Source organism: Mycobacterium montefiorense (assembly GCF_025823255.1).
Lineage (GTDB): Bacteria > Actinomycetota > Actinomycetes > Mycobacteriales > Mycobacteriaceae > Mycobacterium > Mycobacterium montefiorense.
Map to the genome: position 1 here is coordinate 101,771 of NZ_JACKVL010000013.1, position 20,153 is coordinate 121,923.

Here is a 20,153-nt window from a genome sequence, read left to right on the forward strand (position 1 = left end):
GGCGTCCGTAAATCCCGAGATCGACGTTAGCGTGCAGTTCACCGGCGTTTCTTCGCGCCAGCGTCGATCTCGAGGAAGAGTCGCAGAAAGCACCGCGCCGCCAGGCTGCGGCAGGGCATTACAACAGGCCGAGTTCTCGCCCCCGGCTGACTGCCGCGCTGCGGTGCTCAACGCGCAGCTTGCGGTACACGGCGCGCTGGTGGGTCTTCACGGTATTGAGAGAGACGTAAAGCCGCTCACCGATTTCACGTCGCGATAACCGGGTGGCGAGCAGACGGAGAACCTCAACCTCCTTGGGGGTCAGCTCCTCACCTACCTCGACCCGCTCGTTGCGCGAAGTCACCGTGACGCCCGCGCTCCGTTCGGCCGAAGCGAGCAGCGCCGAGGCGATGCCGGCGTCCGGGCAGCCGCGCACCATGGTGGCGGCCTCTTGGAGGATGCTCTTCGCGGTCTGGCGGTCGCCGAGATGTTCGGCGATCTCCGCTCTGACCAACAGCGTCTTGGCCACCTCGAGGACGGCTCCACCTTGGCGGGCCGACATGACCGCGATGACGGCGGCGGCCTCCGCGGCAGCCGTGTCACCGTGCACACGCGGGAGTTCGGCCGTGGCAAGCGACACCATCACGTCCACGAGGTGTTCCGCGTCCGCCAGGTCCCGGGAGCTGCCGGAAGCCTGACGGATCTGACGTTCGGCGTCTACGAGCTGCCCATCTTCGGCCGAAATCAGTGCCAGATGGCCCAATGCGTAGATGCGGGCGCGACGATCACCGGCCTTTTCGGACAGCTCGACGGCCCGTCGGAAGGCGGCTTGCGCCTGCTGGGTGTTACCCGAAAAGTACAGCGCGGATCCATAGATGCATAAGGCGCTTGATCGGCCTGGCGGCGTTTCGCCGAGGTCGAGGGTGATCGCCCGGCGAGCCGTCTCGAGTGCCACGGTGACTTCAGCCGTCTTGAACGAGTGAACCGCGCGCAACAGGACGACTTGAGCGCTGAAGACGCCACCATCGGTGGCTGATCGAGTGTCGACAGCCTCGATCCACTCGGCGGCGTCATCGAGTTGGCCAACGCTCAGGGCGATCCAGGCGCGGGCCACGCCCAGCCGCGGATCCTGTAGCACGGTCTCCTCGGGAAGCAGGTCAAGCATGCCGGAGACGGTCGACAGGCCACCCCCGTTGAATTCGTCGACCCAGTCCGCGGCGATCAGGTCAGCACCGCGAGCGAGGTCGCCGCCAGCGACCAGATGGCGCACCGCCTCATCGATGAGGCCCTCGCTCTCGAACCAGGCCGCGGCTCGTCGGTGCAGATCGGCGACGAGATCGGGTTCGGTGCGACGCAACTCGGCGCGCAACAACTCTCCGAACAGGTGGTGATAGCGGTACCAGTGACGTGACATGTCCAGCGGCACCACAAACAGGTTTTCGCGCTCGACCTTCTCCAGGACCGAGGCCGAGTCAGATGTTTGCAGCATCTCGTCGCATAGCGGGCCGCTGAGTCGTCCCAAGATCGAGGTGCGCAGCAAAAAGCTGCGCACCTCGGCGGGCTGACCGTCGAGCACCTCGGCCATCAAGTAGTCGACGATGTGACGGTTATCGCCGGCGAACGTCCTGATGAACGTGGCGCTATCGGCACGCCCGGCAAGTGAGAGGGCGGCAAGGTAGAGGCCGGCCGCCCACCCTTCGGTGCGTTGGTGCAACAGTTGAATATCTGCGTGGGCCAAATCCAGCCCAAGGACATCGTTCAGTAGATGGCCCGCCTCAATAGCCCCGAAACGCAAATCGTCGGCTCGAACCTCGGTGAGCTCGCCGCTGGCCCGCAGCCGGGCCAACGGCAGCGTCGGATCCGATCGGGTGGCCAATACCAAGTGAAGATTCGCCGGCATCCGGCTGACAAAGAATGCGAATTGCTGATGGACCGCTCGACTTACCACCAGGTGGTAGTCATCAACAATGAGCACCATCGGGCTCGCGATCGTGTCCAGATCATTCAGCAGGGTAGGCAGAACGACCTGTACGGGGTCCGCGCCCATCGCAAGGAGGTCGACCGCGCGCATCCCCACGCCGGGATTGATCGTCTGCAGCGCGGCGATCGTGTACATCCAAAACCACACCGGGTCGTTGTCGGAGGGATCAAGCGACAGCCAGCCGAATCGCCGGTCCTCCCCGGCCCCCAGAGTCCACTGCGCCAGCAATGTCGTCTTGCCCCAGCCCGCCGGCGCACTCAGTAGGGTCAGCTTGCCCTGGCTCCCCGCCGACAGCGCGTCGAGCAGGGCGGCGCGGTGAACGAGCTGGGCCCCGATGGTCGGGACGTGCAGCTTGGTGGCGAGCAGGACTGCGCGCGCGGCGGCTTCTCCGGCGCCGCTATCGCTACGCCCAGCTGAGCCGACCATGTCCGAACCCCCCGCACTCCGCGAATCGGTAGAACCGAGCTTCCGGGCGGCAACGCTCGGTGTCGACCCATCCTGGGCGGGTGCCGACTTCTGCGCATTCCAGTTGTTGCCCGTAGGGCCGGATGGGCTCGTGCTGCGTGGCGATCGCGGTGACTCTATTGAATCAGTTACGTTCTCCGCGAATACCTCTGGTGCACGCGGTCGGTGCCCGTTTGGGCTGGTCGGCCGGCGTACCGCCACTGGTCCGATGATGTTCTCGTGAGCCGCGCTCACGCTGTGCCCGCTCACCGAATTTCGCCTCTTTCCAATCGATGCGATGGCTGGTCGCGGCGATCCAGAACTTACTGAACACGTTGGCAGCACGGGCACCGCCGCCGCAATCGCCCAGCGGCTGATCTTTAGGGCCGGGTCGGTGTATGGCTAGTGGCCTGGATTTTTGACGGACCGGTCAATCCGGGCGGCGCATGAGTTGCGTCAGTTGAGCTCGAGACGTGATGCCGAGCTTGGCAAACGCATTGTGCGCGTGGGTCTTCACCGTGTGAGGGGACAGGTGCAGTTGTTGCGCGACGGAGCGGTTGGTCGCGCCTTCGGCGATCAGATGGACCACGGTGAGTTCCGATTCGGTGAGGCTGTCCCAGCCCGTTTTTGCCCGTGGGTGGTTGACGATGCGTCGTTCCACGCCCAACCCGCGCAACGCGCGGCCGACCCGGCGGGCATCGGCGGTCGCCCCGCACTCGATGTAGGTGTCGAAGGCCGCATTGAGCTGGCCAAGCGCCTCGACGTTGCGCTGTGCGCGACTCAGCTCGGCTCCGGCGTCCTCGGCAGCGCTGGCATAAAGCAGCGGCCTTGAAGACGCGCGAAGCAACTCCGCAACTGCCACCAGCGCCTGGGCATCGTGTTCGAGGATCCCGCGGGCATACCGAGCCACCGTCGCCAACAGTGGCACCGCAGGTCGTTCACGCTCAAGCACCTCGGCGGCCTGCAGGACCCGTGCGCGCAAGCCGGCATCACCGGCGGCCGAGGCCACCCGCGCAGCCAAGATCAGCCGAACCAACGCATGGGGGAAAAGGGGTGTCCCCAGCAGGCTGATGTCGCCAAGCCAGCGCGCTGCCTCATGAACGTCGTCGCGATACCACGCCGCCCGCGTCAGCACATACGCTGATGCTCGATGTTGGCCAGGTGATGAACCGGCGGAGTGGGCATCGCGTGCATCATTGGCCGTCTGCTGCAGCAAGCTCCGGTTGTCGGTGTGCGCCGCCACCTCAGCGAGGGTCAGCATACGATGTACGTCCTGCTCAGTCGCGCCTGTCGGCTGTGGGGGCGGCAGAGAATCAGCCGCGTCGCGAGCGGCCGACAGCCGCCCCGCAGCGAGGTGGACCCACCCACTGAAGACGGTCCAGGTAGTAAGGGCCAACGAGTTGCCTTCCCGGCTGGCTTGCCCTATGCCTTCGGCGACCCGGGCGGTCGCGTCGTCCAATCGGCCGACGACTGCCAGCAGGTTTGCGTGGAACATCCCGGCATAGGCATGTGCCAAGGCCGTTTCATTCGTGTAGGCGATTGGGCGAAGCTGTTCGAGGCGGGCTAGGGCGCGGCCGCATACCCCTCGCCAGAATCGAGCAAAGCGTGGGTGACCTCGGCCATGATGGTGGCCTCGAGATCACCGGTGGCTGCTGCAGCGGCGGCGGCTTCGTCGGCTGCGGTGCGCCATTGCCCGCTTTTGTCCTGCAACGCCAGGTTGAAGGCCAGCCACGCCAGATGCCGTGTCCGGGTGACCTCGCTGATGCCGCTCAACTGCAGCGCTCGGCGGTTCTCCGCTACCCGACGCGGAGAGCTGTGCTTGGTATGCGTCGGAATCCGGAGGCGGATCTCAGCCTCGACTTCGGGCGAAGCCGCCTCCGCGAGGGCCACGGCGGCCAATTCTTCCGCCTCGCCATAGCGGCTGGCCCGGTTAAGCCACTCCACCGTTTCCGCGACCAGGGATCCACGCTCAGCGTCGTCGGCGGGCAACAGCTGCAACGCGCGTTTGCTCAAGTCCGCGGCCGCGCTCGCATCGCCGCGGCCGACGGATTGCGCGGCTTGGCGCAGTGCATTGATCGCCTCCCGGTCTCCCGGCTCGGCGCTGCGTGCCAGCTGGGTGGCCACTTCGGCTGGCGCGGCGCCCATCCCCAGCATGACCGACGCCGACTGGCGCTCCATCGCTCGCCGCAACGACTGCGGCAGCGACTGCCGGGTGGCCTCGCGCAACAGGTCGTGCCGAAACCTCAACTGCTCGCCGTCTTCGACGAAAAGATCCGCGCGCACCGCCTCCTCGAGCGCCGACAGCAACGACGTCGGCGAGCGTTCCAGCATCGCGGCCAGCAAGCCGGCCGAGAACCGGTCCGGCAGCACCGCGGCCACCCACACCACCTCGGAAGCACTATTGGAGAGCAGGTCCAGCCGTTGCTGCATACCGGCGCCCAGCCGTCGCGGCAGCCCGTCACCGGCGGCCACGGCCAGGCCGCCGCTGACATTCAGACGGCCCTCCTCGCCCAGACCCCCGACAAGCTCGCTCACCAGGAACGGATTTCCGTGCGCCTTGGCGGCCAGATTCAGGAGTGAGGGATCCGGCCGCGCCCGCACCGCGTCTTGGACCATATCGGCGACCGCGTCCGGCGTCATGGCCGCCAATTGCAAGAAAGTGGCGTTCTGGCGGTGCAACGCCGACAAGGTCTCGTGCGCCGCCGGTCCGCCGGTCCCGGTGCGCGCGGTCAACACCCATAACACCGCCACATCCGGCCGCGCGGTGGCCAACGACCGCATCGCCAACAGCGTGCCCTTGTCGACCCAGTGCAGGTCCTCTAACACAATCACCAGCGGGGTCACCGCAGCCGCCGCGTTGATCGCATTGTGCAGATCGTTGACTACCCAATAGCTCAGGTCCGTTGAGCCGCCCAGCCGGCGCAGCGCCTCGGCGTCTCCAACCGGGGGATCGGCGCGCAGCGTCGCCATGAACAGCGAGAAAAACGGCACCGTCTGCTGATACTCGAACGCTTCGCCGAACAGCGTTCGAACACTTGCCTTTTCGGCGAGCGCCAAGACCTCGGTCAACAACCGGCTCTTCCCGATGCCTGGCGGGCCCTCGATGACCAGTACGCCCCCGCGCCCCTGAGCGACCGCCGCGATCAGCCGGCTGATCACCTTCAGCTCGCCCGCCCGCCCGCGAATCGGCGGTATCCGCATTTTCCCTGACGCCCTCGCGGTACTCACGCGAACTACCGCCCTCCGACGTGAAGTCGGTGGGCGTAAACCCTCCCGGTTGTGTCGTCCACAGTCCTCGCCACCGCTAGCGCTGGTAGTCAGTGTAGGAGGAGGCGTGTTTGCTGCGCCATCCGCGGTGCTGGCGACGGCGCAACGCTGGCGGGCCACCCTGATTCCTTTCGCCTGCCCAGTGCTGCCGTTGCACTCACCCGGGTGAATTAGCTCTCCGGGTGATGACGAATCACCCCGCCGCGATGAACGCTGGATCAGCAGTTGGCGAGCGGAGGGTTACATGCAGTCGACGATGTACCGGATCTGCATTCGAGGCCGCGTGACTGAGCGACTCGGGTCCGCATTGGAAGGGATGCGGCTCGAAGCCGCCGGGACCGAAACCGTGTTCACCGGCGAAATCCGTGACCAGTCGCAGCTTTACGGACTGCTCGATCGGGTCCGTGATCTAGGCCTTGAGCTCATCAGCGTGCAACCGCAGCTCGCGGCCGACCCGACAACAAATGCCCACATCAGGAGGGACCCGTAATGCAAGCCATCGCTGTGCCAGATCATGTAATGCAAGCCATCACGGTTTCAGATCGCGACGCCGGCGTCGCCGACCTGTCGCTGACGGAGCTGCCCTATCCCGAGGCGGCCGACAACGAAGTCATCGTGCGCGTACACGCCGCGGGCTTCACACCCGGCGAACTTGACTGGCCGCACACCTGGATCGATCGTGCGGGCCGTGACCGGACACCGAGCGTGCCCGGCCACGAGCTGTCCGGGGTCGTGGTTGAGTTGGGTTACGGCACAACTCTTTTGAGTGTCGGCCAGCGAGTGTTCGGACTCACTGACTGGGCCCGCAACGGCTCGCTAGCCCAGTACACCGCTATGGAAGCCCGGAATCTCGCACCGCTGCCGATGGACATCGACCATACGGTGGCCGCGGCGCTGCCGATCTCTGGATTGGCCGCCTGGCAGGGCCTGTTCGACCACGGCCGCCTGGCCGCCGGGCAAACGGTTCTGGTCCATGGTGCCGCGGGTGGAGTTGGGTCGATCGCGGTGCAGCTCGCTCGCGAGGTCGGTGCGCGTGTCATAGGTACCGGCCGCACCGCAGACCGAGACCGGGCAGCGGAGCTCGGCGTCCACACCTTCCTGGACCTGGAGACCGAAAAGCTGGAAGACGCAGGCGAAGTCGACGTGGTGTTCGATGTGATCGGTGGAGACATTCTGACCCGTTCGGCGGCTCTGGTGCGGGCTGGCGGAACGCTCGTCACCATCGCCGAGCCGCCAAAGACCCTGCCGCGCGACGGCCGGGCGATTTTCTTCCTTGTCGAAGCCGATCGCGGCCAACTCGCCGATCTCGCAACACGAGTGCGGGATGGGCGCCTCAAGCCGGTGGTGGGTGCCGTGCTGCCGCTGGCCGAAGCTGCCGCCGCATTTGCTCCCGGCAAGCGCACCCCTGGCAAGACGATCCTGCGTGTAGCCGAAGACTGAAGGTAGCCAAAATGGCCTTAAAGATCCCATTGGCGGCATTGGCAGTCGCAGTGATACTCGCGCCCGCGGCTCACACCGAGCCGACGCCACAGAATTCAGGTCAAAACCCGGTTGTCCGGCCAGTTTTCAATCAGCCTGCCAATGTTGTGGGCAAGTCACTCGAGGCAGTGACCGTCAGCTATCCGCCCGGAGCCAAAAGCGGTGCTCACCACCACGCGGAATCGGCGTTCATCATGGCCTACGTGATTTCCGGAGCGATCCGCAGCCAAGTTGAAGGTGAGCCTGCACGCGTCTACCAGGCCGGTGAGACGTGGAGCGAAGCTCCGGGCGCGCACCACACGATCAGTGAGAATGCCAGTGCCACCGAACCCGCTGAATTGCTCGCAGTCTTCCTGGTCGACACCGGAGACGGTCCGCTCACCACCGCTGACGACGCGAAAGTCACTGGCTCGTAACAGCTGTACGCGCCGAGCCGCGTCAACGATTCCACACCAGCAAGGAGTCGAGAGATGACCATCGTTACCCCGATCTACATCGGAGTGGCCGCTCAGACCGGCACCGCCATCCCGCTGACATGAGCGATTACGCGAAAGTCGACTTGACCATCGATGAACTGCTGACCACGACCCGTTCGGTGCGCAAACGTCTCGATTTGACCAAACCTGTTCCGATCGACCTGATCCGGGAATGCCTGGGGATCGCGATACAGGCACCGACGTCGGGCAACGTGCAGAATTGGAGTTTCATCATCGTCACCGATGCCGAACAGCGTCGTGCGATCGGCGATGTGTACAGCCGCACATGGGACTGGATCGTCACGTCGCCTTTCGCGGTCGCGGATCGGTTCAACGACGACCCCGCGCGAAATCGTGAGCAGCGCAAGGTGTCCGACAGTGCGGCGTTTCTTGCCGAGCATTTCGGCGAGGTCCCCGCCCTGATGATCCCGTGCGTCGAAGTCATCGACGGCGATGGCTCGCTGACGGGCGAGAACGCCAACCAGTATTGGAGTTCGATCATGCCGGCCGCGTGGAGCTACATGCTCGCCGCGCGTTCTCGGGGCTTGGGAACCACCTGGACCGGGGTAACCATAATGGCCGACGACGAGATGCGGGCCATCCTCGGCCTGCCCGACAACGTGTATCACGCCACGACCATCCCCACCGCCTACTACACCGGCACGACCTTCCGCCGCGCCCGTCGGATTCCGCTCGACGACGTGCTGCATTTCGACCGATGGTGAGCCCGCGATGACGCTGCGCGACACGGCACCGACCAGGCGCGCGATGGTGGTCGCGGTGATGGTGTCGATGGTTGCGTTTCTCGACTCCACCGTGATCAACCTGGCTTTGCCGGCCACCGAGCACGACCTCGGCGGCGGTCTGGCGATGCAGCAGTGGGTCATCGACGGCTACCTGTTGGCGATGGCGGCTGCGATTCTGCCCGGCGGGTCTATCTCGGATCTGTTCGGGCGCGTTCCAGTAATGCGGTTCGGGCTGTCGGCTTTTGGGGCAGGCTCTGTGCTGGCGGCCGTTGCCAGCTCACCGGCGATGCTGATCTCCGCGCGCCTTATCCAGGGCCTGGGTGCGGCGTTTCTCGTGCCTGGCTCGCTGGCGCTGATCAACACGGTATTCGACAAAGCGCACCAGTCTGCTGCGATCGGTGTCTGGACGGGGTGGACGGGAACCGCCTTCGCGTTGGGTCCCTTGCTTGGCGGGATGTGCGTCGATTTCCTTGGCTGGCGTTGGATTTTCGTGTTGTCAGCGATCCCCATGGGGATCGGATACGCGCTGACGTTCTGGCTGTGCCCAATGTCGGGGCGGGTTGAAGGCGCCCGCGTCGATACCGCCGGGGTGGGCCTTTCGACGGTAGGGCTGTCCGCGACCGTGTATGCGTTGATCGAATCACAACGCGATGGCTGGACCGATCCGATGGTCAGCACACCATTGGTCATCGGGATTGCTGCTCTCGGCGGGTTCGTAAGCTGGCAGCGCCGCAGCAAGTCGCCAATGCTCCCGTTGCCGCTGTTCACCTTTCGCAACTTCGCTGCCGCCAACCTGGTCACCGCGTTCGTCTACGGCGCGTTGACACTGGGATCGCTGGCCATCGCCCTCTACACCCAAGAAATCGGCGGATACTCCGCCACCGCGGCCGGACTGGCCACCCTGCCGATCCCGGTGGTGTCGTTCGTGTTCGCCCGTCATGTCGGCCGCATCGCCGCGCGGGTGGGACCACGAGCATTCCTGATCGCGGGCCCCGCCCTAGCGGGGATCGGGCTGCTGCTGATTCGCCCGAAACCCAATGGATTCCACGCAATCGCCGACCTGGTCCCCGGGATGACCGTGTTGGCCATCGGGCTGGTCGCGACTATTACACCGCTGACGTCGGTGACGCTGGCCTCGGTGCCGATCGAACGCAGCGGCTTGGCGTCGGCAATCAACAACGCCGTCTCGCGGCTCGCCGCGCTGATGTCGATCGGGTCCATAGGCCTGATCAGCGTTGGCACGCCGAGCGCCACCGGTTTCGCCCACGTGCTAGAGGTGAGCGCGGCACTATTCGTGTTGGGCGCGTTGTGCGCCGCGCTGTTGATAACCAACCCGCCCGCCGGGTGCCAACCCGTTCCCTGCGACATCGCGGCGCTGTGCCGCGACCGGCCCGGTGTGCAACCCGCCCTGGCCAGCAGCGCCTCGGCTGCGAGATGAACGCTGCTGCCACGGCGCGCCGGTATGGTGGCCACGGCGGGAATCAGCGCGACCACTATGGCGTTTGCCTTGCGGTGGCGTGGTCATCGATCTGTCCTAATATCAGCCCATCGAGTATTCCGGAGCGGGAGGCACTCGGTTGCTGACACTTCTTAAGCGAGCTTGGGTTCCGCTGGTCGTAGTCGTGGCTCTGATTATCGGCGGTGTTGCAGTGGACCGACTCAACGGCGTCTTCCCGGGACCGGGCTTGCCCAAGCCTGATCCCCGCGATGCCACCCCGCCGTATGCGGCCAAGACCGCCGTATATGAAATATTTGGACCACCCGGTACGACCGGCGTCGTCAACTGGATGGACGCGGAGTCACTACCGCAGAAGGCCAACTTCACCGCGTTGCCATGGTCGCCGACGATCGTCGCCGAGATGCCCGGCATCTTCGCCTACGTCGTCGCCCAAGGTGACAGCACCTCCATCGGATGCCGGATCACCGTCGACGGCAAATTGGTCGACCAACAACAGGTCGTCAACACCCGCGACGCGCAGGTTTCCTGCTTGGACAAATCCGCATGACGAGCGACGCGCGCGACGCTGAGGACACCGACGAAAGCCCGGTCCCGCAGCGCACCGTAGTCGAGCGCAAACCACGTGTGGCCCGCACCCTCCGCGTCCTGGCGCTGCCGATCATCGTGGTCTGGCTGCTGATCGCGGTCGGCGTAAACGTCTTTGTCCCACAGTTGGAGAAGGTTGCCGAGGACGTCTCGGTGCCGCTTTCGCCGTCCGACGCGCCTTCGGTAACCGGGATGAAGCACATCGGGGAGAAATTCAAGGAGTACGACTCCGACAACCTCGTCCTGGTGACCCTGGTCGGTGACAAACCTCTGGGCGAGGAGGCTCACCGGTATTACGACGGCTTGGTCACAAAGCTGCAGCAGGACCACGAACACGTCGAGCATGCGCTGAATTTCTGGGGGCAGCGATTCACGTCCTCGGGTGTCGAGAGCTACGACCACAAAGCCGCCTACGTCCAGGTCAACCTGCGCGGTGACCAAGGCGGAGCCGTCGGCGACAAATCGGTTGCCGCGGTTCGCAAAATCGTCGCGGACTCGAAGCCGCCGCCCGGGGTGAAGGCCTACGTCGCCGGCCAAGGAGCCCTGACCGCCGACACGATCGTTGTCGGCGACGCGAGCCTGGCCAAGATGACGATCATCACCATCATCATCATCGCGATCATGCTGATATTCGTCTACCGATCCATCGGCACCGTGCTGCTGACGATGGTCATCCTGTTCGTCGGACTGGCCACCGGCCGAGGCGTGGTAGCGCTGCTGGGCGAAACCGGCATCATGGGGCTGTCGACTTTCGCCGTCAACTTGCTGACGGCGTTAGCCATCGCGGCGGGTACCGATTACGCGATATTCATGGTCGGCCGCTATCAAGAGGGCCGCGCACGGGGGCTGGACCGCGAAGCCGCCTACTACGACACCTTCGCCGGGGTCACCAAGGTGGTGCTGGGTTCGGGTTTGACGATCGTCGGGGCGCTGGCCTGTTTGCATTTCACTCGGCTGCCGTACTTCAGTTCGCTGGCGTTTCCGTGCGCCGTGGGTCTGCTGGTGGTGGTGGCCGCCGGGGTGACCCTGACGCCGGCGCTGATCGCGTTCGCAAGCGGGTTCGGCCTCTTCGACCCGAAGCGCGAGTTCAACTACACCCGGTGGCGCCGTCTGGCGACGGCTATCGTGCGGTGGCCGGCGCCGATCCTCGCCATCTCCGTCATCCTGGCGATCGTCGGCGCCTGGGCTTGGCGGGCTTCACCCCGCGCTACAACGACCTGTATTACCTGCCGCAGAGCGCGTCGTCGGTGAAGGCATACACCGCGGCCGATCAACACTTCACTCAGGCTCGTTTGAACCCGGACCTGCTGATGATCGAATCGGACCACGATCTGCGCAACACCACCGACATGCTGGTCCTGGACAAGATTGCCGGCGCGATCTTCCGGGTGCCCGGCATCGAACGGGTGCAGAGCATCACCAGACCACTCGGGCCGCCAATCCAAGACGGATCGATTCCGTTCCAACTCAGTGTGCAAAGCGCGCCGATCCGCGACAACCTCAATTATCTGAAGTCCCGTGTCGGCGACATCAAGAAGATCACCGGCTTCCTCGACACTCAGATCGCCCTGTTAGAGCGCCAGTACGCGGTGACCCAGAAGCTCGCGAATGCCGCGGACGACAGCTCGAAAACCACGGGGGAGACGGCTGCCATCACGGACGAGATCCGGGACCATATCGCGGATTTCGACGACTTCTGGAGACCGATTCGCAGTTACTTCTACTGGGAGAAGCACTGCTACGACATCCCGATTTGCTGGTCGCTACGATCGCTCTTTGACGCGCTGGATGGGTTCGATCGGCTGGCCGAGAAGTTCCACGCCCTCACCAGCGACCTCACCGACACGGCTGCAGCCACCCGCGAATTGTTGGCGATCATTCCCGAGAATATCGCCGTCACGAAGGCGATCCGAGACACGACGCTGACCATCTACAGCTCGTTCGACAGCCTGATCGATCAGTTCGACCGGCTGACCGACACTAACGCCGTGATGGGTAAGTCTTTCAACGACTCTCGGACAGAAAGCCTGTTCTACCTGCCACCCGAGATCTTCCAGAACCCGGACTTCCAGTTGGGGTTGCGGTTGATGGTATCGCCGGACGGAAAAGCCGCTCGCTTCATCATCACCCACGCGGTGGACCCGGCGACGACGAAGGGAATCGCGTCCGTCGATCAGGAGCGCCAAGCGGCCAAGGAGGCGCTGAAACTCACGTCGCTGGAGAACGCCGATATCTATCTCGGCGGCACGGCCGCGACGTTTTACGACATCGCCAACGGCGCTAAGTACGACCTGATGATCGCCGGGGTGGCCTCGATCGTGCTCATCTTCATCATCATGGTGATCGTCACCCGCGCTTTGGTCGCAGCGGGCGTCATCGTCGGCACCATTGTGATGTCGCTAGGGGCGGCTTTCGGATTCTCGACACTGATCTGGCAGCACCTTGGCAATTTCCAGTTGCACTGGGTAGCAACCGAATTCGCGTTAATCGTGCTCTTGGCGGTGGGATCCGATTACAACTTGATGCTGGTGTCGCGGATCGAGGAGGAGATCGGTGCCGGCCTGAAAACGGGACTCATCCGTGGTATGGGTGTGACCGGCCCGGTGGTGACTGCTGCCGGTGTGGTGTTCGCCGTCACCATGGGCACGATGATCACCAGCGATCTGCGGGCGATCGGCCAATTCGGCACGACGATCGGAATCGGCCTGTTGTTCGATACCTTCGTCGTCCGATCGCTCATCACGCCCTCGATCATGACGGTGATGGGACGCTGGTTCTGGTGGCCGAAACGGGTGCGGGTCCGCCCGGCCAGCCAGATGCTTCGGTCCGTCGGGCCGCGCCCGCTGGTTCGTGCCCTATTACACCAGCCGCGGCACGGGGTCCCGCCCACATAGCACCCGATATTGTCCGCGCTGCCGATTACGGATTGGGCTGCACCGACAACACGTCTTGTCCATAGCTTGTTTAACGAATTCGCGAATGGCGCCAACGAATTTGGTTGATTTCACGCCACCGAGATGGGGTCAACGCGCGTAGTCTGACCTTTATGGTCAAGACCAAGACCTGCGTACACTGCGGCCATACCTTCCATCCGGACGCCCGGCCGCGTGACCTTTCTGATCCGGAATGGCTTCCGGTGGCATCTGTCTATTGTTCGCGTGAATGTAGTGACCGGTTCCATTGCGATATGGGGCATCGCTGCTCCACCCATGTGAAAGAAAAGGCGCAGCGCGAGGCCGCCAAGGCGGCGCACTCCAAAACGTAGACCGATCGACACCGCGTTTAACATCGCCGCACGCCGGCTACACCGCGCGACCTTCTCGGTATCCGTGACCTCGCGGTCCGCCTCATCTGCCGCACAGACTTTTCGGCTTTCTGGCTCTCAGCCATCCGCACGTCGGTTCACATCGCGCCGCCAAAACTCGCCCGGGTGAAACAACGCCTGGGGTGATGACGGCTCACCCCGCCGGGCAGCAGTCTCGGTATGACGGCGTGGTCGATACGAAGAACGGCGGTTCGGTCGGAGCCGTCAGGAGAGCCTGGAAGGGATCCGATATGCATTTTGACGCCAAGAAGGTCGTTGTCGTCGGAGGTAGCGCCGGCATGGGTCGGCAGGTCGCCGTTGATATCGTGCGCCACGGCGGCAGTGCGGTGATCGTCGGACGCTCGCAAGACCGTGTCGACGACACCGTGACCGACCTGACGAGCGGGGGTGGCCAAGCCTGGGGGATCACCGCCGAACTGACCGATCGCAGCGCGGTCGCCGATGTGCAGCGTGCGATTTCTGAGCAGCACGGCGATGCGACACTGTTGGTCAATGCGGCCGGATTCTTCATCCCCAAGCCGTTTCTCGAGTACGACGCGCAGTTCTACGACTCGTACCTGGATCTCAACTNCTCAACTATGCCTTGTTCTTCCTGACGCAGACCGTCGTCGCGGGCACGATCGCGCGCGGGGAGGGCGGTGCGATCGTCAACATCGGCAGCATGTGGGCACATCAGGCCATTGGTCTGACCCCATCGTCGGGATACTCGATGCAAAAGGCTGGCTTGCATGCGCTGACCCATAACCTGGCCATCGAGCTTGCCGGGCACAAGATTCGGGTCAACGCGGTCGCGCCGGCCGTCGTCAAGACCCCGCTCTACGAGGGCTTCATTCCCAAAGACGAGATTGACGCCACCTTGCACACTTTCGCGCCACTGCATCCGTTGGGACGTGTCGGCACTCCCGCCGACGTCGCCAACGCCGTCACCTATCTGCTGTCTGACGAGGCGAGCTGGGTGACCGGCGCGATTCTCAACGTCGACGGTGGCATCATGGCCGGCCGCAACTAACCCGATGGAGGATATCCGTGCCACACGAATACAACAAGAACCCTGCCGCTGTTGATGCGTTGAGCCCCGAGCAGTACCACGTCACCCAGGAGAACGGCACCGAGCTTCCGTTCACCGGCGATTATCACAACAACCATGAACCCGGCATCTACGTTGACATTGTTTCCGGCGAACCACTTTTCGCTTCGGTAAACAAATTCGACAGCGGTACCGGTTGGCCGAGCTTCACCGAGCCTATCGACGCGGATAACGTCGTCGAGAGGCGAGACCGGAGCCATTTAATGGACCGCGTCGAGGTGCGTTCCGCCCACGCCGATAGCCATCTGGGACACGTATTCCCGGACGGCCCAACAGAAGCCGGAGGATTGCGCTACTGCATTAACTCGGCATCGCTGCGGTTTATCCACCGCGACAACCTTGACTCTGAAGGCTACGGCCAGTACCAGAGTCTGTTCACGAACGCGGTACCGGCGCACAGGGAAGGAACAGGAAAATGAACGACACCAAGCAGTTGCTCGAAGATCTGGCGATCCTCGAGCAACTCAACAGTGACTACGTCCACTCCGACCAGTTCAACGACGTCAAGCGCTTCAGCGAGTTCCTAGCTGAAGACTTCATCGTGCAGACTCCTGGCGTCACCCGCAACCGTGAAGAGTTCCTCGACTACATCGGTAAGCCGCGCCCCTTCAGGGATCTTGCTGTGCACGACGTCAACATCCGCATCCTCAGCGACGTTGCTCTGATCCACGCCCGCGCCACATACACCACGCTCTCCGATGGAGTGGACCAGGAAGCTCTGTACACGGACACATATCAGAAGCGTGCGGGCACCTGGGTCTGTGTCGCAGCCTGTGCGATCGCTCCGGGCGCTTAGGCGACAGCCAATTCTCAGTCGATACGAAGAACGGCGGTCCAGTCGCGGTCGCCAAGAGAATCGGGAAGGGGCCCCGCACATGCATTTTGACGCCAAGAAGGTCGTTGTTGTCGGCGGCAGTGCCGGCATGGGCCGCCACGTCGCGATCGATGTCGTCGATCACGGCGGGAGCGCGGTGATCGTCGGACACTCGAAAGCGCGTGTCGACGACACCGTCGCTGAACTAAAGGGCCGGCGTGGCGAGGCGTGGGGCATCGCCGCCGACTTGACCGATCGCACCGCCGTCGCCGATGTGCGGCGTGCGATTTCTGAGCAGCACGGCGATGCGACACTGTTGGTCAATGCGGCCGGATTCTTCATCCCCAAGCCGTTTCTCGAGTACGACGCGCAGTTCTACGACTCGTACCTGGATCTCAACTACTCAACTATGCCTTGTTCTTCCTGACGCAGACCGTCGTCGCGGGCACGATCGCGCGCGGGGAGGGCGGTGCGATCGTCAACATCGGCAGCATGTGGGCACATCAGGCCATTGGTCTGACCCCGTCGTGTGGGCACTCGATGCAAAAGGCTGGCTTGCATGCGCTGACCCATAACCTGGCCATCGAGCTTGCTGTGCACGAGATTCGGGTCAACGCGGTGGCACCTGCCGCCGTCAAGACCCCCGCTCTCGAGCGGTGGGTCCCCAAGGGCGAGATCGACGAGACGCTTGACGCTTTCGCGCCACTTCATCCGCTGCGGCGAGTCGGCACCCCCGCCGACGTCGCCAACGCGGTCACCTATCTGCTCTCCGAACAAGCCAGCTGGGTCACGGGCGCGATCCTCAACGTCGACGGAGGCTTCATGGCCGGCCGCAACTAACCCGATGGAGGTCCTGGCACGGCAGGGAACTGGGCCGAAACATTCTGGGGCGCTGGACAATCGACCGCACACCCAGCTGAGGCGCATCGTTGAGAAGGGAATCCAGTGACAAATGACATCCTGAGGCCGGGTGGCCCGCCGGCTAAGTCCGTTGGCCGCACCGAGGGCAAGTCGGTGTTCCTGGGGACGGTCGGTGTTCGCCACATCGTCGACAAGGTTGCGGCGGAAGGGCGTTTTTCCGTCCTCGAGCATCCGATGTCACCGCGAGCGCTAGCCTCGGCGCTGCATCGTCACCATAACGAAGATGAGTACAGCTGGATCATCGAGGGACGGGTAGGCGCTTTGCTTGGCGACGAGGTGCTCTACGGCGGACCCGGCGACTTCATCTTCAAGCCACGAGGCCAATGGCATACCTTCTGGAACGCGGGCGATGAGCCCGCCCGCATCCTTGAGATCATCTCACCCGCGGGATTCGAGCAGTTCTTCGATGAACTTTCTGACCTCGGCGGTGTGGACCAGATATCGACAGAGAACCTAGATGAACTCTGTGCGCGGTATGAACTGGAGATGGATGTCGACAGTATCCCCGAACTATGCAAACGCTTCGGCCTAGAATTTCCCGGTGTGCCTATTTGGCAATGAACCGTAAGGTGTCGAAATCTCGCTATGCCCAAGCAATGTCGGCGATAACCAGTCAAACACGAGCCTGAAAGGTTCATCATGAAGATCGTAGTCATTGGCGGTGGTGGGCTTATCGGCTCGAAAGTAGCGACCAAGCTGCGCGCGCAGGGACACGACGTGATCGCCGCCTCTCGCCGATCGGGTGTCGATTCACTTACCGGTGCGGGCCTAGCCAACGCCGTCGACGGCACAGATGTCCTGGTCGACGTCGCCGACTCGCCATTGTTCGACGATGAACCCGTGATGCATTTCTTCACGACCACGACCACGAATCTTCTTGCTGCTGAACAGGAAGCGGGAGTCAGTCACCATGTGGCGTTGTCGGTGGTGGGCGCGCAGGTCATGCCAGATAGCGGCTACAACACGGCGAAAGCAGCTCAGGAAAACCTGATCAAGAATTCTGGCCGGCCGTATTCGATCGTGCGAGCAACTCCGTTCTACGAATTCGCGCTTGGCTTGGCAGATTCCGCCACAGACGGAGACGTTGTCAGGTTGCCACCCGCATTGTTCCGTCCTATCGCCGCCGACGATGTCGCCACCGCCGTGGCCCGTGCGGCCGTGGCGCGCCCTACCAACGCAGTACTGGAGATCGCTGGACCCGAAGCAATGGGGATGGACGACTTTGTCCGCTTGGGCCTTGCCGCCAATGGTGATCAACGTCGGGTTGTGACTGACGCCCAGGCGCCGTACTTCGGTGCGGTGATCGACGATCACTCCCTCGCACCAGACGAGACCGCCACTATCTTCGCTACTCGATACTCCGACTGGATCGACGCAGACTCCAGCCGCCGCATTTAGGGATAAATGTTGGATACGACGGGCTCCAAATCGAAATCGACAATCAAGGTAGTGCAGGAAGTACAGTCACCGTTGATACCTCAGGATGCCCACGTATTGACTGTCCTCATCAACCATCCACCGGGCGCAGCCGGTTACCCGCCACATCGCCTTCCTGGCGGCCCGGGATTCGGTTACATGATTGCCGGTGAAATGTTGTTCGAGCTCGAGGGTGCAGCACCACGGGTCCTTCGCGCCGGCGACGCGTTCTGGGGACCCGGCGGCGACGTAATCCACTATCAGGACGCCAACAATCGCGCTAACATCGCTTGCAGCTTCGTCCTCACATTGTTGTGCCGGCCCGGGCAGCCGATGCTCGAACCGGTTACCGAAGAGGAGCTTGAGGAGCGAAAGGGACTGCGCGTCGTGCGAGGCTAGCGACCCGGCAACATCAGCGGGTTCGGAGCCGCGCCGGCACCTGGAGACTGGAATGGGAAGGACGGAAAGGGATGGGCGCCGGGCGCTTGCATCGGGAACGGCATGTTCCCGTGGGCGAGCGACGTCATCACGCCCGGGCATTGCGTCTGTATCGCCATGCTGGCGACCATCCCGGCGATCGTCGGCGAAAGTCCGGTGTTCCCAGATAGTTGCGATGTGATCGACGCGAGGGTCGCACCTGGTTTCACCAGCGACGGGCAGATCGACTGACCGATGCTGGCAATCCTGTCGCTGAACGAGCCGCTGTTGGCAATTCCTGCGCCGTTCAGTGCGGTGGTTATTGGGTCGTTCGACGGGTCGGCTTGCGCGAGAGCAGGCAACGTCGATCCAGCCGCGATGATGCCCGCCGCAACCGCTACTGGACGAAGTCCCGCTGAAGCAGCAGTGATGATATCTGCCCATAGCGCCGGCAGGCGAACCGCCGAGGCGCGACGAACCGTCTGCCGGTTCCGTGCGCGGGACATCATCAATGCCGTCATGCATTGCTCCTCAGTGCTTTGGGGGAAGTGCACAGCTGCGCACTCCTGACACTTCGGTTCGGTTGATCGATTCGTTACATCCATCTCCCGCTCGCGGCGGCAAGGCCACGCGAACGAGCAGGGCTAAACCGTGTCGACGTGGAACGAATCGGCAGTTCAGATGTCCTGGTAGAGCATCGGTTTCAAGTCCCGGCAGCTCGGTTGGCCGCAGACGTCGTTGACTTGGATGACGACTTTGTCGTTGCCCGTAGTTCGCTGTAGCGATCCGACCAGCCATGGCACTTCGTATGGTGTTCCCCATGGACGCCGTCACGCCTGGCCATCGCGAGGTCGGCCGTGTGCCCGTCAACCGTCGCCGGTTGCTGCAGCTGGCGGGCGGCGCGGGGGCGCTGGCGATCGCGAGCGGGTGCGGGCAATCCGTGACTGAGCCCGCGACGGCGTCCGCGGTTCCGCTTAGCGCAGCTTCAGCTGCCATGTTGTGCCGAGATGCTTGGGGCGCTCGTCCCGCCCGTGCCGGCGGCAGGCCTCACACCATCACCTGCATGACTCTTCACCACGAAGCCGTCGTCTTGGAAGACAACCGGAACGCTCCGGGTCGCCACCGTCAGGATCAGCGCTACCACCAAGACAAGTTGGGATGGGTCGACATCGCCTATCACGTCGGCATTGACCGCGACGGCAACATCTACGAACTGCGAGCGCCGCAGATCGCGGGCGACACAGCGACAGACTACGACACGACAGGGCACTTCCTGGTTCTGTGCGAAGGAGACTTCGACAAAGAAGTTATCCGAAGCCCAACTTCACGGAGCCGCTCTCGCCTTCGCCTGGGCCACCCAAACCTTTCACGTCGCCGCCGGCACTCTGGCCGGCCACCGCGACCTGGCCCAAACCTCATGCCCGGGCACGAACCTGTACGCGCATCTTTCGTCGGGAGACCTCAAGCACCGCATCGACGATTTACTTGCCGCTGGACCGGTAAACCTCGAACGCATCTGTGGGACCGATGCGGCGGCGACTGTCGCGGCAATCGAGGCTGGCTAATCCTCAGGTCCCGCAAGGACAAATTTGTCGCGCACTCAGGTCTTCGCTGGCGCTGGGAAGCACAGTCCGCGATGCATCGCAGCGCTGGCGTCGTCCAGCGGCACTCTCGATGGGTCGCGCAGTACCAGCGTCGCGGCCCCCGCGAGCAGAAAGCAGATGCCGGCCAGCAGAGTCGTCATGCGCAGCCCCATT

Annotated in this window: 15 protein-coding genes and 4 pseudogenes; 15 read left to right on the forward strand and 4 right to left on the reverse strand. The window is 63.6% G+C overall.

The annotated features are described in order from the left end of the window. Nucleotides 1-118 precede the first annotated feature (118 nt). Together H7K34_RS13875 and H7K34_RS13880 are read right to left on the reverse strand one after the other, a co-directional pair. Entirely contained in the window at nt 119-2,386 is a 2,268-nt protein-coding gene (locus tag H7K34_RS13875) for a LuxR C-terminal-related transcriptional regulator (protein WP_264062581.1), read from the reverse strand. Nucleotides 2,387-2,834: 448 nt separating this feature from the next. Continuing rightward, nucleotides 2,835-5,605 (reverse strand): annotated as a pseudogene (locus tag H7K34_RS13880) (helix-turn-helix transcriptional regulator). Between the two features lie 349 nt (nt 5,606-5,954). Here H7K34_RS13880 and H7K34_RS13885 point away from each other — a divergent pair. The 15 genes and pseudogenes from H7K34_RS13885 (at nt 5,955) to H7K34_RS13965 (ending at nt 18,378) form a co-directional block, all read left to right on the forward strand. After that, nucleotides 5,955-6,161 carry a hypothetical protein gene (locus H7K34_RS13885; RefSeq protein WP_264062582.1) on the forward strand — a complete coding sequence of 69 codons (207 nt, stop codon included), beginning with the start codon at nt 5,955-5,957 and terminating at the stop codon, nt 6,159-6,161. Nucleotides 6,162-6,190: 29 nt separating this feature from the next. Beyond that, nucleotides 6,191-7,111 (forward strand): NADP-dependent oxidoreductase, encoded by a 921-nt coding sequence (locus H7K34_RS13890; protein ID WP_264063535.1) that lies wholly within the window; start codon nt 6,191-6,193, stop codon nt 7,109-7,111. An 11-nt stretch (nt 7,112-7,122) separates the two neighbouring features. Next, complete coding sequence (locus H7K34_RS13895) at nt 7,123-7,566, forward strand: cupin domain-containing protein (protein WP_264062584.1); 444 nt, start codon at nt 7,123-7,125, stop codon at nt 7,564-7,566. Nucleotides 7,567-7,685: 119 nt separating this feature from the next. Next, the gene (locus H7K34_RS13900) at nt 7,686-8,351 is read left to right on the forward strand and encodes a nitroreductase family protein (protein WP_264062586.1); all 666 of its coding nucleotides are present in this window, start codon (nt 7,686-7,688) and stop codon (nt 8,349-8,351) included. A gap of 7 nt (nt 8,352-8,358) precedes the next feature. Beyond that, nucleotides 8,359-9,810, forward strand: coding sequence for an MFS transporter (locus H7K34_RS13905; protein ID WP_264062588.1), 1,452 nt, complete (start codon nt 8,359-8,361; stop codon nt 9,808-9,810). A 142-nt stretch (nt 9,811-9,952) separates the two neighbouring features. After that, nucleotides 9,953-10,378, forward strand: a complete 426-nt coding sequence (locus tag H7K34_RS13910; protein ID WP_264063536.1) for an MmpS family protein — start codon at nt 9,953-9,955, stop codon at nt 10,376-10,378. Next, nucleotides 10,375-13,310, forward strand: a pseudogene (locus H7K34_RS13915) (MMPL/RND family transporter). Before H7K34_RS13910 ends, H7K34_RS13915 begins: the two are co-directional and overlap by 4 nt. 152 nt (nt 13,311-13,462) lie before the next feature. Beyond that, on the forward strand, nt 13,463-13,681 hold the full coding sequence (locus tag H7K34_RS13920; protein WP_264062589.1) for a ferric uptake regulation protein: 219 nt from the start codon (nt 13,463-13,465) through the stop codon (nt 13,679-13,681). A 290-nt stretch (nt 13,682-13,971) separates the two neighbouring features. After that, a pseudogene (locus H7K34_RS26765) lies at nt 13,972-14,750 on the forward strand (SDR family NAD(P)-dependent oxidoreductase). Between the two features lie 17 nt (nt 14,751-14,767). After that, entirely contained in the window at nt 14,768-15,247 is a 480-nt protein-coding gene (gene msrB, locus H7K34_RS13935) for a peptide-methionine (R)-S-oxide reductase MsrB (RefSeq protein WP_264062593.1), read from the forward strand. Beyond that, nucleotides 15,244-15,624 (forward strand): nuclear transport factor 2 family protein, encoded by a 381-nt coding sequence (locus tag H7K34_RS13940; protein ID WP_264062594.1) that lies wholly within the window; start codon nt 15,244-15,246, stop codon nt 15,622-15,624. Before msrB ends, H7K34_RS13940 begins: the two co-directional genes overlap by 4 nt. 79 nt (nt 15,625-15,703) lie before the next feature. Further along, nucleotides 15,704-16,482: pseudogene (locus H7K34_RS26770) on the forward strand (SDR family NAD(P)-dependent oxidoreductase). A gap of 105 nt (nt 16,483-16,587) precedes the next feature. Continuing rightward, the gene (locus tag H7K34_RS13955; protein ID WP_235616631.1) at nt 16,588-17,124 is read left to right on the forward strand and encodes a cupin domain-containing protein; all 537 of its coding nucleotides are present in this window, start codon (nt 16,588-16,590) and stop codon (nt 17,122-17,124) included. A 78-nt stretch (nt 17,125-17,202) separates the two neighbouring features. Beyond that, entirely contained in the window at nt 17,203-17,961 is a 759-nt protein-coding gene (locus H7K34_RS13960) for an SDR family oxidoreductase (RefSeq protein ID WP_264062597.1), read from the forward strand. Between the two features lie 6 nt (nt 17,962-17,967). After that, the gene (locus H7K34_RS13965) at nt 17,968-18,378 is read left to right on the forward strand and encodes a cupin domain-containing protein (protein ID WP_264062599.1); all 411 of its coding nucleotides are present in this window, start codon (nt 17,968-17,970) and stop codon (nt 18,376-18,378) included. On the opposite strand, the gene H7K34_RS13970 is transcribed toward H7K34_RS13965, so the two are convergent. Together H7K34_RS13970 and H7K34_RS13975 are read right to left on the reverse strand one after the other, a co-directional pair. Then, the gene (locus H7K34_RS13970) at nt 18,375-18,917 is read right to left on the reverse strand and encodes a DUF732 domain-containing protein (protein WP_264062600.1); all 543 of its coding nucleotides are present in this window, start codon (nt 18,915-18,917) and stop codon (nt 18,375-18,377) included. The two genes, H7K34_RS13965 and H7K34_RS13970, sit on opposite strands and share 4 nt — an antisense overlap. A gap of 1,079 nt (nt 18,918-19,996) precedes the next feature. Further along, entirely contained in the window at nt 19,997-20,140 is a 144-nt protein-coding gene (locus tag H7K34_RS13975; RefSeq protein ID WP_264062601.1) for a hypothetical protein, read from the reverse strand. Nucleotides 20,141-20,153: the final 13 nt, after the last annotated feature.

Coding starts and splice junctions, on each gene's coding strand:
- H7K34_RS13920 (WP_264062589.1), top strand. CDS start 13,463: ATGGTCAAGACCAAGACCTGCGTACACTGCGGCCATACCTTCCATCCG.
- H7K34_RS13970 (WP_264062600.1), bottom strand. CDS start 18,917: ATGACGGCATTGATGATGTCCCGCGCACGGAACCGGCAGACGGTTCGT.
- H7K34_RS13940 (WP_264062594.1), top strand. CDS start 15,244: ATGAACGACACCAAGCAGTTGCTCGAAGATCTGGCGATCCTCGAGCAA.
- H7K34_RS13890 (WP_264063535.1), top strand. CDS start 6,191: ATGCAAGCCATCACGGTTTCAGATCGCGACGCCGGCGTCGCCGACCTG.
- H7K34_RS13965 (WP_264062599.1), top strand. CDS start 17,968: ATGTTGGATACGACGGGCTCCAAATCGAAATCGACAATCAAGGTAGTG.
- H7K34_RS13960 (WP_264062597.1), top strand. CDS start 17,203: ATGAAGATCGTAGTCATTGGCGGTGGTGGGCTTATCGGCTCGAAAGTA.
- H7K34_RS13975 (WP_264062601.1), bottom strand. CDS start 20,140: ATGACGACTCTGCTGGCCGGCATCTGCTTTCTGCTCGCGGGGGCCGCG.
- H7K34_RS13900 (WP_264062586.1), top strand. CDS start 7,686: ATGAGCGATTACGCGAAAGTCGACTTGACCATCGATGAACTGCTGACC.
- H7K34_RS13895 (WP_264062584.1), top strand. CDS start 7,123: ATGGCCTTAAAGATCCCATTGGCGGCATTGGCAGTCGCAGTGATACTC.
- H7K34_RS13905 (WP_264062588.1), top strand. CDS start 8,359: ATGACGCTGCGCGACACGGCACCGACCAGGCGCGCGATGGTGGTCGCG.
- H7K34_RS13875 (WP_264062581.1), bottom strand. CDS start 2,386: ATGGTCGGCTCAGCTGGGCGTAGCGATAGCGGCGCCGGAGAAGCCGCC.